The organism is Mesorhizobium sp. 2RAF45, assembly GCF_052115225.1.
In the GTDB taxonomy this organism is placed as follows: Bacteria; Pseudomonadota; Alphaproteobacteria; order Rhizobiales; family Rhizobiaceae; genus Mesorhizobium; species Mesorhizobium jarvisii.
In genome coordinates, this window is record NZ_JBFRGG010000004.1 from 506,551 (window position 1) to 519,795 (window position 13,245).

Below are 13,245 nucleotides of genomic sequence, written 5' to 3' on the forward strand. Positions count from 1 at the left end.
TCAGGCCCGCTCGATCTTCAGCCAGCGGGCGCAGGCGAGGTAGGCGATGGTTACGACCGCCATCAGGATGATCGACAGCGCCGAGGCCAGCGGAAAATCGCCACGCCGGCCGATCTGCATCATCACCAGCTGCGGCATCAAAAGCTCGTTGTTGCCGCCCAGGATCTGCGGCGTGATGTAGTCGCCGATGCACAGCACGAAGGTGAGGAAGGCGCCGACCATGATGCCCGGCAAGGTCAGCGGCAGGATGACATGCAGGAAGGTGCGCACCGGCCCGGCGCCGAGATCGGCGGCCGCCTTGCGGTAGCTCGGACTGAGCTGCTTGAGGTTGGCGAAGATGGTCAGCGTCAGCAGCATGACGAAGAAGTGCACGAAGCCGGTGACGGTGGCCAGCCGCGTGTTGGCGAGCTGCAGCGGCTCGGTGATCAAGCCCGAACCGGTGAGCGCGCGGTTGATGACGCCGTTCTGCGCCAGCACCAGCAGCCAGGAATAGGAGCGCACGACATAGGACGTCCAGAACGGCAGCACGGCCAGCATCAGCGCCAGCCGTTGCCAGCGTTCCGGCACCTGTTCGGCGAGGATCAAGGCAAAGGGATAGGCGAGCAGCACAGAGAGCAAGGTGACGATCGCCGTCACCTCCAGCGAGTTCACCATCGCCTGCCAGTAGGATGGGTTGGTGAAGAACTGGCTGTAATTGGAAAGCGTGAAGCCGCCGCCTTCATGCGCCGTGAGGCTGGAAAACCCCATGGCGACGAAGGGCAACACGAAGAACAGCAGCGTCCAGCCGAGGGCAGGCGTAACCAGCGCCCAGGGAAGGGCGCGGCCCGTCCCGGGCAGGGCGCGCCCGCTGTTTCCGGTTGAGCTCACGAACGGTATCAGCTCATTTCGCCTGCAGCATTTCGGTCCACATATCCTGCATCTTCTTGTCGAGATCGCCGTTCGGTGCCGGATAGGCCTGGGCGCGGGCGAGGAAGCCCGGCTGCTCATCGAAGCGCAGGACCTTTTTCTGGTCGTCGGTCAGCGCCGCCTTGGTGTTCGCCGGCATGCCCCAATAGCAGGACGAGGTGGCAAGGCGCGCCTGGCCTTCGGGACTCATAATGTACTGGATGAATTTCAGCGCCATGTCCTTGTTCTTGGAATCCTTGAACATGGCCAGCGACTGCGACCACAGCACCGCACCCTCCTTGGGGATGGAGAAATCGAGCGCGGGGTTCTCCTTGGCCAACCCTGCCGTCACCCATTCGCCGCCGCCGACCAGTATGTCGACCTCGCCGGTGGCAAGCGCCGTCTGGCTGGCGGTGACCTCGCCGACCAGCTTGGCGTTGGCCTTCATCTTGAGAAGCTCTTCCTTGAGCGCGGGCAGGTCGGCTTCGGTGAGCTCGGCCGTCTTCTTGCCGATGGCCAGTGCCGCCATGCCGATGACCGGCAGGTAATAGTCGTAGATGGCGACCTTGCCCTTGTATTTGTCGCTGGTCAGCGATGCCAGGGACTGCATGTCCGCCGGGTCGACCTTGGTCTTGGTGAAGCCGATCGTGTTGTAGCCGAACTTTTCGGTGATGCCGTAGCGCTTGCCGCCGACCACGGTGGAGCCGTCCATCTTCACCTGCGGGAAGAGGTCGGCGAAGGGCAGCTTGTCCTCGGGCAGCGGCTCGAACAGGCCCTTTTCGACGCCGCGCGGCACGTCGATGCTATCGATCACCATCACGTCCCAGTCGCCGGGCTGCGACTGTTCGACGATGGCGAGACCAGCGCCGGTGCCTTCGAACTCCTTGACGTTGACCTTGACGTTGTTGGCCTCTTCGAAAGGCTGCAGCAGCGCCGGATCGGAATGGTCGCACCAGATCAGCGCGTTGAGATCGGCGGCCTGGGCGAGGCTGCCCACGCCAAGCAGCAGGGCCGTGGCGGCGCAGGCGGCGTGCAGATGCAGCTTCAGGATGGAAAGCGGATTCCCGGATTTGACGGACATCGAGTGTTCTCCCTTGCCTTTGTGGCTTCTTGCAAAAAATTGAACCAATTCTAAAATTGAGTCAATTCTGTTTTTGTGGCAAGAGGCTGCTATGAGCGGATTGCGGGCAAGGCAAAAGGCGGACCGACACAGGCGCATCATCGAGGCGGCGGCGGCACTTTTCCGCGAGGCCGGCTACGAGGGCGCCAAGATCGAGGCGATCGCCGCGCAGGCGGAAGTGTCGATCGGCACGATCTACAATTACTATGAGAACAAGGGCGACATCCTCGGCGCCATCGTTTCGCTTGAGGTCAACGAGGTGCTCAATGCCGGGCGCGGCGTCGTCGCCAGGCCGCCGGCCAATGTCGGCGATGCGCTGGACACGCTGATCGGCATCTATATCGAGCACTCGCTGCATTATCTCAGCAAGGAGATGTGGCGCCAGGCCATGGCGATCTCGACGCAACTACCCGACAGCCCGTTCGGCCAGGCCTACACCGCGCTCGACCGCTCGCTCACCGAACAGATCCGCGCACTGATCGCGCGGCTGCAGGAGATCGGCCTGGTGCGCCAGGACATAGACGGGGCAGCGCTCGGCGAACTGATCTTCAACAACATGAACATGATGTTCATCGAATTCGTGAAGCGCGACGAGGCCAGGATCCCGGAACTGCGCGCGGCGATACGAAGGCAGAACCGGATATTGGTGGCGGCGATAGGGGTGTGATTGGTAGCCTCATACTGGCAACCAAACCGTCCGGCGAGACTGGTGCCCCCGGACGGGATCGAACCGCCGACCTTCGGTTTACAAAACCGCTGCTCTACCAGCTGAGCTACAAGGGCACGGCGCTCCGGTAGCATATTTCGTGCGCCAGTAAAGACAAAACTCCGTTTTCGGTTACCCCGGCGGTGGATGACGCCGTGGACGCCCATGCTGAAATTCGCGAGCGCGCTTCCTACATATCAAGAAGATGCAATCGCTTCGGACTGGAGTGTCGCATGATCAGGCTTGTCATCATTCTCCCCCTCGTCGTCATCGCCTGGATGCTGCTGGTTAAGCTCATCGGCGACATCAAGAAGGCCAATGTCGACTGGACCGGCGTGACCACGATCATCGGTTTCATCGCGCTGGCGTTCTGGCTTCGGCATGTCACGGGGATGGGGTGAACGAAGGAGTGAGTAGGGAATAGTCAGTAGGGAGTAGTCAACAGTGGGCCAAGCCCCTGTATACCCACTACTCACTACTCACTACTCACTCTTCCCCCACCCGCCAAAAAATCTCCCCACCCCTTTCGAACCTTTTCCCACCTCGCGCCGACTGATCTCCAGAGGCGAATGGTCGTCTCGGTCAAGCATCCAGGAGATCATCATGTTCAAGCGCATGCTCACTTCCGCTCTCGTCGCCGTGTTCGTTGCCACAGGCGCGCTGGCCGCCACGGTTCAGACGTCGTCGGCTCACGGTATGCATCATCACCATCATTACTATGACGACGACTATGGCGACTACTGGTGGTACCACCACCATCATCACCGGCATCATCACCACCATCGTCATCATGGCGGGGTCGTTGTCATCTTCTGATGCCGCGGCCTGTTGCGTTTGGAAGGGCGGCCTCGGCCGCCCTTTTGCATTCTCCGTGGGCCACAGTCAGGAACCGACAGCACCTCCAAAAAAGATCAAAAAAGCTTCGAACCTTTTTCTGCGCGACAACGACAGATGATCAAGAGGCGGATGGATCGCCTCGGTCAACGAAGCAAGGAGATCATCATGTTCAAGCGCACTCTCGTTTCCACCCTCATCGCCACCACCGTCGCCGCCACCACGCTGGTCGGCACCGTTCAGCCTTCGGCGGCTCATTCGCATCACCACGACCTCGGCATCGGCATCGCCGCCGGCGTCGGCGGGTTCGTCCTTGGCAGCCTGCTTGCCCAGCAGCCGCCGCGTACCGTCTATGTCGACGAAGATGGTGGTTCCTGGCACGTCCGCCGCTGCTTCGATCGTTACTCCAGCTACGATCCGGACTCCGACACCTACATCGGCCGCGACGGCTACAGCCACTATTGCCGGCTCTGAGAGGAGACCGCTCAACAACAGAAAAAGGGGCTCGCGCGAGCCCCTTTTCGTTGTTTCACAAATACTTACAGTTGTGTGATCAGGCGGAATCGGAAATCGGCAACCCGGCTGCGCGGCAGGTGCTATCGACGAGGCGCTTTGTTTCCGAAGCGCCGCCCATGGCGACGAGCTCGAAGCTGCTTGCCGAATCCGGGTAGATCCTGGCAATGAAGGCTTGGTCGCCGCCATTGCCGCCGGACGGATCCTTGCCGTCGACGAAGCCGCAGACCACGATCTCCTTGCGGCCGTTCAGTGTCCGCTCGCCGGCAAGCGTCCTTCCGAGCCTGGCCGAAGCAGGATCCGGCAAGCGCTGACGAATGCCGGTGACGACGATCTCCTCGAGCGCGAGCGAGAAGGGAATGGGATCAACGCGGTGATCGCCGGCATCGGGTCGAGGTGTCGTCGCCACGCATCCGTAAAGCGAAGCGACAAGCAGAAGCTGAACTATTTTCCTCATCCGCGCCCTTTCGCATGCATTCGAACGCCACGGCAAGACAACGCCGATGCCGCCGGCGCTTGCGGTGTCGGCATGGCCATACGGCTCGATTTCTTCGATATTGCGACCAGGAGCGCGCTGCCAGGGGGCAGGGCGATCATCCGGCTTGCGCGCCGCCGATCATCCGGGTCACCTCGGCCGCGGCACTGCGCACCATCGGCCCGATCTCGGCCAGCCGCTCCGGCGTCACCCGCACGGTCGGCCCCGATACGGAAACGCCGCCGATCGGCTCGCCGAACTCGTTGAAGATGGCAGCCGCCACGCAGCGCATGCCGGGGTGCCGTTCTTCGTCATCGACCGACCAGCCGCGCTGCTTGATGACGGCCAGATCGTGGGCGAGGGCAGGGATCTCGGACAGCGTCCTGTCGGTGAAGCGCTGCAGGCCGGCCTTGCGCAGAATGGTCCCGACGCGCTCCGGCTCGAGATGCGCCAGCACCGCCTTGCCGATGCCGGAGGCGTGAAAGGGGCTGCGTGTGCCCGGGCGGAAGAAGGCGCGGATCGCCTGATGCGTCTCGACCTGGCTGACGAACACCACGCAATCATCCTCGGCGACGCCGAGATTGGCGGTCTCGCCGGTTCTTTCCATCAGCTCCTGCATGACGATGCGGGCGCGGTCGACCAGCTTGCGTCGGCGCAGGAAGGCCGCGCCCATGCGGTAGGTCTCGACGCCGATCGACCACAGCTGGTCTGATGTGTCAAACTCGACCATGCCGTGGTTTTCCAGCGTCGTCAGCATGCGGTAGGCGGTGGAGGCGGCAAGGCCGCTCTGCGCCGATATCTCGCTCAGCGACAGGCCGCTGCCCTCCGCCACAATGGCCAGGATGCGCAAGGCCCGGTCCAGCGATTGCACGGAACTGGCCTCGGCAGGCCCGTTGAAAGCGCGCGGACGGCCGCGCTGGCGTTTTTCAGTGGTTTCCATCGCGCCAGTTTCGCCGATTTCTCCAAACGTGCAATGAAAAAGTTTTTCACTGCGGCGAGGCGGCAAATTCCTGAAAAACCGAAAATCCAATAAAATCAGCAAATAGTCGCCGTTTTCTAGAAATGAAAAAATATTCTGAAAAAATTGAAAAATAGCCGGCTTGCTGACATTCTCGGCCATCCAACAATGACAACCCAAGTGGAGGCCGGAAAATGGCCAGGATGCGCGCTGTCGATGCGGCGGTTCTCGTTCTCGAAAAGGAAGGCATCTCCTGCGCCTTCGGTGTGCCGGGCGCGGCGATCAATCCGCTCTATTCGGCTTTGAAGGCGAGGGGCACCATCCGCCACGTGCTGGCCCGCCACGTCGAGGGCGCCTCGCACATGGCAGAAGGCTTCACCCGCGCCAAGGCGGGCAATATCGGGCTCTGCATCGGCACTTCGGGTCCGGCCGGCACCGACATGATCACCGGGCTTTACTCGGCATCAGCCGATTCCATCCCCATCCTGTGCATCACCGGCCAGGCGCCGCGTGCGCGGCTCAACAAGGAGGATTTCCAGGCCGTCGACATCGCCGCCATCGCCGCACCGGTCGCCAAATGGGCGGTCACCGTCATGGAGCCCTATCTCGTGCCCATGGCGCTGCAGAAGGCGTTTCATCTCATGCGCTCGTCGCGCCCCGGCCCGGTGCTGATCGACCTGCCGGTCGACGTTCAATTGGCCGAGATCGAGTTCGACATCGATGCATATGAGCCGCTGGCGCCATTCAAGCCGGCTATGACGCGCGCCCAGGCCGAAAAGGCACTGGCGATGCTCAACGCGGCTGACAAGCCATTGATCGTCGCCGGCGGCGGCATCATCAATGCCGATGCATCCGACCTGCTGATCGAATTCGCGGAGATATCAGGCGTTCCGGTCATCCCGACACTGATGGGCTGGGGCGCGATCCCCGACGATCACCGGCTGATGGCCGGCATGTGCGGGCTGCAGACCTCGCATCGCTACGGCAACGCCACGATGCTGGAGGCCGATTTCGTCTTCGGCATCGGCAATCGCTGGGCCAACCGTCACACTGGTTCTGTGGACGTCTACACCAAGGAAAAGAAGTTCATCCATGTCGACATCGAGCCCACGCAGATCGGCCGTGTCTTCGCGCCGGACCTCGGCGTCGTCTCCGATGCTGGCGCGGCGCTGAAAATGCTGCTCGACGTCGCCACCGAGTGGAAGACGGCCGGAAAGCTGCGCGACTGGTCGGGCTGGGCCAAGGAATGCCAGGCCCGCAAGAAGACGATGAAGCGCAAGACGCATTTCGACCAGGTGCCGCTGAAGCCGCAGCGCGTCTATGAGGAGATGAACAAGGCGTTCGGCCGCGATGTCACCTATGTCACCACGATCGGCCTGTCGCAGATCGCCGGCGCGCAGTTCCTGCATGTCTACAAGCCGCGCAACTGGATCAATTGCGGCCAGGCCGGCCCGCTCGGCTGGACCTTGCCGGCAGCCCTTGGCGTGCGCGCCGCCGATCCCGACCGCACCATCGTGGCGCTGTCGGGCGACTATGATTTCCAGTTCATGATCGAGGAACTGGCCGTCGGCGCACAGCACAGACTGCCCTACATCCATGTCGTCGTGAACAACGCCTATCTCGGCCTGATCCGCCAGGCGCAGCGCGGATTCTCGATGGATTATGAGGTCAGCCTCGCCTTCGAGAACGTCAACCGATCGGGCGATCCCGAGGCCGGCTATGGCGTCGACCATGTCGCCGTCGCCGAAGCCATGGGCTGCAAGGCGGTCCGGGTGCGCAAGCCCGAGGAGTTTGCCGCCGCCTTCAAAGAGGCGCAGCGGCTGATGAAGGAGCACCGGGTTCCGGTCGTGCTTGAATTCATCCTCGAGCGCGTCACCAACATCTCGATGGGCACCGAGATCGACAAGATCACCGAATTCGAGGACCTTGCCGAAAGCCATGAGGATGCGCCGACCGCGATCGTGATGCTGGATTAGGAGAAAAAGAATGCCGCGTTTTTCAGCCAATCTGTCGATGCTCTTTGGCGAGCATGATTTCCTCGATCGCTTTGACGCCGCTGCCCGCGCGGGCTTCAAGGGCGTCGAATATATCGGCCCTTACGACCATGCGCCGGAGGTGGTGGCCGCCAGGCTGAAGAAGAACGGCCTGGCGCAGGTGCTGTTCAACCTGCCGGCCGGCGACTGGGGCAAGGGCGAGCGCGGCATCGCCGTGTTGCCGGACCGCGTGCCGGAATTCCGCCAGGGCATCGCCAAGGCGATCACCTACGCGCAGGCGCTCGGCTGCCCCCAGGTCAATTGCCTGGCCGGCATTGCACCCGCCGGCGTCGACCGCAAGGTGCTCGAGGATGTTTTCGCCGAAAACCTCGCCTTCGCGGCGGAGAAGCTGGAGCAGGCTGGCATCCGGCTTTTGATCGAGCCGATCAACACCCGCGACATTCCAGGCTTCTTCCTCAACTACTCCGACCAGGCGCTGGCGCTGATCGACCGCGTCGGCTCGAAAAACCTGTTCCTGCAATACGACATCTATCACATGCAGATCATGGAGGGGGATCTCGCCCGTAAAATCGAGGCCAACCTTAGCCGCATCGCGCATATCCAGCTTGCGGACAATCCCGGCCGTCACGAGCCGGGTACGGGCGAGATCAACTATCCTTTCCTCTACGACCACATCGACCGCATCGGCTATTCCGGCTGGATCGGTGCCGAATACAAGCCGAAGGCCGGCACCGAGGCAGGCCTGGGTTGGTTTCGGGACCTGACCAGGCAAGGCAGCGCGGCGGCCTAAGAGCTTCCTTCTCCCCTTCACTATTCGGGGAGAAGGTGCCGGCAGGCGGATGAGGGGCAGCGCCGACCTTCGACGAGTTCGAGCAAGACTTTCAGGAGAACCACAATGGAAACCATAGGCTTCATCGGCCTCGGCATCATGGGCGCGCCGATGGCGGGGCATCTGCTGGATGCTGGCTACAAGGTCATCGCCAGCGACCATCGCTCGAAGCCGCCTGCCAATCTCGTCGCCAAGGGCCTGAAAGCAGTCTCCGGCCATGCCGCCGTGGCCAAGGCCGCCGACATCATCATCACCATGGTGCCCGACACCCCGCAGGTGGCCGATGTGCTGTTCGGCGACAATGGCGTCGCGTCCGGCCTGACCAAAGGCAAGCTGGTCATCGACATGAGCTCGATTTCGCCGATCGAGACCAAGGTTTTCGCCGGAAAGATAAACGAGCTGGGCTGCGACTATCTCGACGCGCCGGTTTCCGGCGGCGAGGTCGGCGCCAAGGCGGCGTCGCTGACCATCATGGTCGGCGGCGAGGAAAAGACCTTCGAACGCGCCAAACCCGTCTTCGAGAAGATGGGCAAGAACATCACTCTGGTCGGGCCCAATGGCGTCGGCCAGACCACCAAAGTGGCAAATCAGATCGTCGTCGCGTTGACCATTGAAGCCGTCGCCGAAGCGCTTGTTTTTGCATCGAAAGCCGGCGCCGACCCAGCCAAGGTCAGGCAGGCGCTGATGGGCGGGCTGGCGGCGTCACGCATCCTCGAAGTGCATGGCGAGCGCATGGTCAAGCGCACCTTCGCGCCCGGTTTCCGCATCGAACTGCACCAGAAGGATCTCAACCTGGCACTGGAGGGCGCCAAGGCGCTCGGCGTGGCGCTGCCCAACACCTCGACCACGCAGCAGCTGTTCAACTCGTGTGCGGCCAATGGCGGCGCCAAGGAAGATCACTCGGCGCTGGTCAGGGCACTGGAGCGGATGGCCAATTTTGAGGTCGGTGGCAAATTGACCGACGTGAAGGGCAAAGCAGCATAGGCCGGGAGAGGGCGGCGCAACGTTCCCAAGCCGCCACCTCTTGTCCTGCACAAGAACGGGTTCCCGCGCTGTCGCTGGAACCCGTTTCTTGTTTCTTGGTAGAGCGCTTCCGGCTCTCAGCCGCGCTTCAAGAACGCCCGTGCAGCATAAAGGCTCACCGCCGCGGCATTCGACACGTTGAGTGAACGGATGGCGCCGGGCATGTCGAGCCGCGCCAGCGTCGTCACCGTCTCGCGCGTCTTCTGGCGCAGGCCCTTGCCTTCGGCACCGAGCACCAGCGCGATCCTGTCGCCGGCAAAGCTGGTTTCGAGTTCCGCCGGCCCGTCCGAATCAAGCCCGATGGTCTGGAAGCCGGCTTCGTGCAACTGCCCGAGCGCGTCGGCGAGGTTCTTCACCTCGATCTGGTCGATATGCTCCAGCGCGCCGGAGGCGGATTTCGCCAGCACGCCCGATTCCTGGGGACTGTGGCGGGCCGTGGTGATCAGCGCGCCGGCGCCGAAGGCGACCGCCGAGCGCAGGATGGCGCCGACATTGTGCGGATCGGTGACCTGGTCGAGCACCAGCACCAGCCTTGTGTCGCCGAGTGCGTCGAGGCGCTTGGGCTTCAGCGGCTCCGCCTCGATCAGCACGCCCTGGTGCACGGCGTCCGAACCGGTGATCTTGTCGATGTCCCTGGGTTCGACCAGCTCCGCCTTGAAGGGCAGGGCGGCGAGATCGTCTATCTCAAGGCGCTCGGCCGCGTTGCGGGTCACCAGCATTTTGCGAATCTTGCGGCGCGGATTGTCGAGCGCCGCCCGCACCGTGTGCAGGCCATAAAGTCGCACCAGGCCGTCGGCGGCGTTCTCGCCGGGCGGCACGGGCTGGCGCGGCCGGAATGCCGGCGCGCCGCCGCTCTTCTCGTCGCGGTGCGCGCGGCGCAGCTTGGCGTAATGGGTGTCTTTGGGGGTATTGGTCTTGTTGCTCATGGCCGGCTTCTATAGCCGTCTCGCGTGGCCAAGGATATGGCCCGTCGCCGCAGCCGGCGAACAACATCGAAAAACCCTTCCCAGTGCGGTTGACACCCACTGGCCTTGCCGCCATAAGGCGCTTCGCTGATTTCGGAGAAGATATCCAACTCGGGCTCCGGGATCGGCAGGAATGCCTCGTTGCATGGCTCCGGCGGCAGACTGGAGAGGTGCCCGAGTGGTTAAAGGGGACGGACTGTAAATCCGTTGGCTTAGCCTACGTTGGTTCGAATCCAACCCTCTCCACCACTGCCGGCCCGGAAGCCCTGTACGAGAAAAGCATCGGGCCGAAAAGTGCATGGCGCTTTTCGGGTGAATCCGATACTTCAGTGCAAGGCGCGGGTATAGCTCAGTGGTAGAGCAGCAGCCTTCCAAGCTGAATATGCGGGTTCGATTCCCGCTACCCGCTCCAGATTTCCGTCCCACAATCGTTAAGCCTGGACACTGCGCGACAACGCGCGCAGCGCTTCAGGGCATCGGTGTGCGCGTCAACTGTTGAACGCTGAAGCCACCTGGTGCTGCTGCGGCACCTGGCCGTTCGGCGTCAGCTTGTCGACGATGCCGGGCAGGGCGGTGGACAGCTGCTTGAGCAATTCCTGTTCGTCCAGCCCGGTGCGCTGTGCGATCTCGCGGATGACCTGCGGCCCGAGTGCGGCGCCGAGATCGTTGGCGTTGATCGACTGGTTCTGCCCGGTGCCGACCCAGGAATCGGCGACATTGCCGTGGCCGGCGTCCTTGAGCTTGCCGAGCAGGCCGCCCAGTCCGCCGAGCAGGCCGCCGTCACTAGCTGCGGGGTCGGCAGGCACGGGCGTTTGAGGCTGATCCGGCTGTTCGGCACTTCTGCCGCTCAGCATTTTTCCGACCAGCAACGCGCCGAGCGCGATCATCAGCGGTTTGGTGATGTTGCCGCCGGGAACGGCGTTGTCAAAAAGTCCCATAGTGGATCCTCCATCTCGACCAAGCCCGGCCCACCTTCAACAATGGCGCATCCGGGCGGAATTTCAAGCTGGCTTGAGGTTTTGACAATCATATGAAAATGTCGCGATGGCGGGGGATGGAGAGGAAAAAATGGGTATCATCAGTTGGATCATTCTCGGCGCCATCGCCGGCTTCCTGGGCAGCAAGATCGTCAACAAGACCGGCCAGGGTCTGATCATGGATGTCGTGCTCGGCATCGTCGGCGCCATTGTCGGCGGCGTGATCTGCAGCCAGCTCTTCGGCGTGGGTGTCACCGGCCTCAACATTCCCAGCCTGATCGTCGCGGTGGTGGGCGCGGTAGTTGTGCTGTGGGCCTACCACCAATTCAGCGGAAGGCGGACGCTTTAAGCGCCGGCCGCATCGTCTGAAATTTCGAATTTCTGCTGGGGCGAGACCGGCTTCGGGCTTGCCTATGGCATCAGCACTGCATCGGCGGCAGCGAAGAAAATCAGCGTTCCGGTGATGAACACCGCCCAACCGATCAGCGACTTGCGAATGGCGGCCTTGTGCTCGGCGTCGGAGTTCTTGTTCTGGTCAAAATCGGTCATGGGGAGCTCCCTTGGCTGATTGATCATGGCGTCGTGGATAGACGATACATCGCCGAATAGACGATCGACCTGGCCTCCGCAACATTGGACACAAGCGCTCGGCTGCCGATGCTAGGCGACGACGGTCAGCCGGCGCTTGCGCTGGTCCAGCGACACGATGGTCAGCCCGCTGGCCACCACCAGCAGGATGCCGCAGACCGCCAGAGTATTGGGGAACTGGCCGAACACCAGCAGGCCCGAAATGACGGCCCAGACGGTAAAACAGTAATAGAACGGCGCCACCGCGCTGGTCGGCCCGACGCGATAGGCCATGAAGATGAAGAAATGGCCGAAGATGAGGAAAAGACCGGCGCCGGCCAGCAGCAGCAAATGGCGTGCTTCGGGCATCACCCAGCGCTCGGATGCCAGATGCGCCGCGCCCGCGCCGATCAGCACCACCACCACGGCGGAAATCGCCACGATCATCCCCGGCACCTCTGCAGAAACACGCCTGCCGGCAAGGTCGCGCGCGGCTGACAGCGCGGCGTTGCCGAGCGCCAGCAGCGCATAGACGGAGATGCCTTGCATCGTCGGTTGCGCCACCATCAGCGCGCCGATGAAGCCGAGCCCGATCAGCGCCATGCGCTGGCCGCCGATGCGCTCGCCAAACAGGATCGAGGAACCGACCAGCATCAGCAGTGGCGTGATTTGTCCCAGCGCCGTGGAATCCGCGATCTGCATGTTGGCGAGCGCCACGACATAACAAAGGATCGCCGCCAGCTCGAGCAGGTTCCTGCGCAGCACATGGCCGTCGAAGATCAACGGTATCTGTTTGCCGTAGCCCAGCAGGAACAACAGCGGGAAGCCCCAGAGCGCTGCCGCCACACCGCGCAGGAACAGCACCTCATAGGACGGCAACCCCGCGGTCGCGAGTTTCATCATCGTATCGTTGACCAGGTACGACCCGGTCGAAACGATCATGAACAGCGGGCCGCGGATCGAGGCAGGGATGAAATGCATGGGGTCAGGAGATCAGACCTCGGTGGCCGCCGCAATGGGCCATCAACCGGCCGTGGCCGAGACAGGAACTGGCCGGCAAGAACAAGGGATGCAGGCCTCGACCGATCGGCCAGTCAGCCATTCCATTTCCCCCATCGCCTTCCTATATCAGCGCCATATCCCCGCAATCGGATCCCAGGTTCGGACTGAGTGAGACGGCACCCGGCCAAAAGACGCTTGTGTTTTTTGGCCGTTGTCGCTAATCGCCCCGCATTCGACTGAACTGAAGGTCAAGGCCGTCCAAGGAAAGAGACTATGGCAAAAGGTAAATTCGAGCGCACTAAGCCTCATGTGAACATCGGCACGATTGGTCACGTTGACCATGGCAAGACGTCGCTGACGGCGGCGATCACGAAGTATTTTGGCGAGTACAAGCGCT

General features: G+C 62.5%; 16 protein-coding genes, 3 tRNA genes and 1 pseudogene. 11 read left to right on the top strand and 9 right to left on the bottom strand.

The features are described from left to right. Together AB4Z43_RS15545 and AB4Z43_RS15550 are read right to left on the bottom strand one after the other, a co-directional pair. On the bottom strand, positions 1–867 hold the full coding sequence (locus AB4Z43_RS15545) for an ABC transporter permease (protein ID WP_064982863.1): 867 nt from the start codon (positions 865–867) through the stop codon (positions 1–3). A 13-nt stretch (positions 868–880) separates the two neighbouring features. After that, positions 881–1,966 carry a polyamine ABC transporter substrate-binding protein gene (locus tag AB4Z43_RS15550; RefSeq protein WP_441938207.1) on the bottom strand — a complete coding sequence of 362 codons (1,086 nt, stop codon included), beginning with the start codon at positions 1,964–1,966 and terminating at the stop codon, positions 881–883. A gap of 91 nt (positions 1,967–2,057) precedes the next feature. Here AB4Z43_RS15550 and AB4Z43_RS15555 point away from each other — a divergent pair, with 91 nt between their 5' ends. Next, positions 2,058–2,672, top strand: coding sequence for a TetR/AcrR family transcriptional regulator (locus AB4Z43_RS15555; protein WP_010909235.1), 615 nt, complete (start codon positions 2,058–2,060; stop codon positions 2,670–2,672). 40 nt (positions 2,673–2,712) lie between these two features. Here the strand turns inward: AB4Z43_RS15555 and AB4Z43_RS15560 are convergent. After that, positions 2,713–2,788: transfer RNA gene (locus AB4Z43_RS15560), tRNA-Thr, on the bottom strand. 156 nt (positions 2,789–2,944) lie between these two features. Between AB4Z43_RS15560 and AB4Z43_RS15565 the strand changes: the two genes are divergently transcribed. From AB4Z43_RS15565 to AB4Z43_RS15575, 3 genes are all read left to right on the top strand, one after another. Beyond that, entirely contained in the window at positions 2,945–3,112 is a 168-nt protein-coding gene (locus AB4Z43_RS15565; protein WP_019857938.1) for a hypothetical protein, read from the top strand. A 202-nt stretch (positions 3,113–3,314) separates the two neighbouring features. Beyond that, positions 3,315–3,527, top strand: a complete 213-nt coding sequence (locus tag AB4Z43_RS15570) for a hypothetical protein (protein ID WP_081296009.1) — start codon at positions 3,315–3,317, stop codon at positions 3,525–3,527. A gap of 186 nt (positions 3,528–3,713) precedes the next feature. Beyond that, a complete protein-coding gene (locus AB4Z43_RS15575) occupies positions 3,714–4,019 on the top strand; it encodes a BA14K family protein (protein WP_441938210.1) in 306 nt (101 codons plus the stop codon). 79 nt (positions 4,020–4,098) lie between these two features. On the opposite strand, the gene AB4Z43_RS15580 is transcribed toward AB4Z43_RS15575, so the two are convergent. Both AB4Z43_RS15580 and bhcR read right to left on the bottom strand, forming a co-directional pair. Next, positions 4,099–4,515 carry a hypothetical protein gene (locus AB4Z43_RS15580; protein ID WP_441938211.1) on the bottom strand — a complete coding sequence of 139 codons (417 nt, stop codon included), beginning with the start codon at positions 4,513–4,515 and terminating at the stop codon, positions 4,099–4,101. Positions 4,516–4,651: 136 nt separating this feature from the next. Next, the gene (gene bhcR / locus AB4Z43_RS15585) at positions 4,652–5,473 is read right to left on the bottom strand and encodes an HTH-type transcriptional regulator BhcR (protein ID WP_322419064.1); all 822 of its coding nucleotides are present in this window, start codon (positions 5,471–5,473) and stop codon (positions 4,652–4,654) included. Between the two features lie 212 nt (positions 5,474–5,685). Here bhcR and gcl point away from each other — a divergent pair, with 212 nt between their 5' ends. The 3 genes and pseudogenes from gcl to AB4Z43_RS15600 all read left to right on the top strand — a co-directional run. Continuing rightward, positions 5,686–7,467 (top strand): glyoxylate carboligase, encoded by a 1,782-nt coding sequence (gcl, locus tag AB4Z43_RS15590; protein ID WP_441938212.1) that lies wholly within the window; start codon positions 5,686–5,688, stop codon positions 7,465–7,467. A 10-nt stretch (positions 7,468–7,477) separates the two neighbouring features. Continuing rightward, positions 7,478–8,275, top strand: a complete 798-nt coding sequence (gene otnI, locus AB4Z43_RS15595) for a 2-oxo-tetronate isomerase (protein WP_019857945.1) — start codon at positions 7,478–7,480, stop codon at positions 8,273–8,275. Positions 8,276–8,365: 90 nt separating this feature from the next. Next, positions 8,366–9,298 (top strand): annotated as a pseudogene (locus tag AB4Z43_RS15600) (2-hydroxy-3-oxopropionate reductase); the annotation flags it as partial. Positions 9,299–9,414: 116 nt separating this feature from the next. On the opposite strand, the gene AB4Z43_RS15605 reads toward AB4Z43_RS15600, so the two are convergent. Then, positions 9,415–10,263: a TrmH family RNA methyltransferase gene (locus AB4Z43_RS15605; RefSeq protein ID WP_019857947.1), complete on the bottom strand. Its 849-nt coding sequence runs from the start codon at positions 10,261–10,263 to the stop codon at positions 9,415–9,417. A gap of 203 nt (positions 10,264–10,466) precedes the next feature. On the opposite strand from AB4Z43_RS15605, the gene AB4Z43_RS15610 reads away from it, so the two are divergent. After that, positions 10,467–10,551: transfer RNA gene (locus AB4Z43_RS15610), tRNA-Tyr, on the top strand. Positions 10,552–10,640: 89 nt separating this feature from the next. Then, positions 10,641–10,714, top strand: a tRNA-Gly gene (locus AB4Z43_RS15615). 76 nt (positions 10,715–10,790) lie between these two features. Here AB4Z43_RS15615 and AB4Z43_RS15620 read toward each other — a convergent pair. Continuing rightward, the gene (locus AB4Z43_RS15620) at positions 10,791–11,240 is read right to left on the bottom strand and encodes a YidB family protein (protein WP_019857948.1); all 450 of its coding nucleotides are present in this window, start codon (positions 11,238–11,240) and stop codon (positions 10,791–10,793) included. Positions 11,241–11,370: 130 nt separating this feature from the next. Here AB4Z43_RS15620 and AB4Z43_RS15625 point away from each other — a divergent pair, with 130 nt between their 5' ends. Continuing rightward, complete coding sequence (locus AB4Z43_RS15625) at positions 11,371–11,628, top strand: GlsB/YeaQ/YmgE family stress response membrane protein (RefSeq protein ID WP_019857949.1); 258 nt, start codon at positions 11,371–11,373, stop codon at positions 11,626–11,628. 62 nt (positions 11,629–11,690) lie between these two features. Here AB4Z43_RS15625 and AB4Z43_RS15630 read toward each other — a convergent pair whose 3' ends face one another. Both AB4Z43_RS15630 and AB4Z43_RS15635 read right to left on the bottom strand, forming a co-directional pair. Continuing rightward, complete coding sequence (locus tag AB4Z43_RS15630) at positions 11,691–11,828, bottom strand: hypothetical protein (RefSeq protein WP_167470477.1); 138 nt, start codon at positions 11,826–11,828, stop codon at positions 11,691–11,693. Positions 11,829–11,939: 111 nt separating this feature from the next. Then, a complete protein-coding gene (locus AB4Z43_RS15635; RefSeq protein ID WP_441938215.1) occupies positions 11,940–12,827 on the bottom strand; it encodes a DMT family transporter in 888 nt (295 codons plus the stop codon). Positions 12,828–13,121: 294 nt separating this feature from the next. On the opposite strand from AB4Z43_RS15635, the gene AB4Z43_RS15640 reads away from it, so the two are divergent. Next, positions 13,122–13,245 (top strand): GTP-binding protein (locus tag AB4Z43_RS15640; RefSeq protein ID WP_246677656.1); only part of this gene is annotated, 124 nt, incomplete at its 3' end.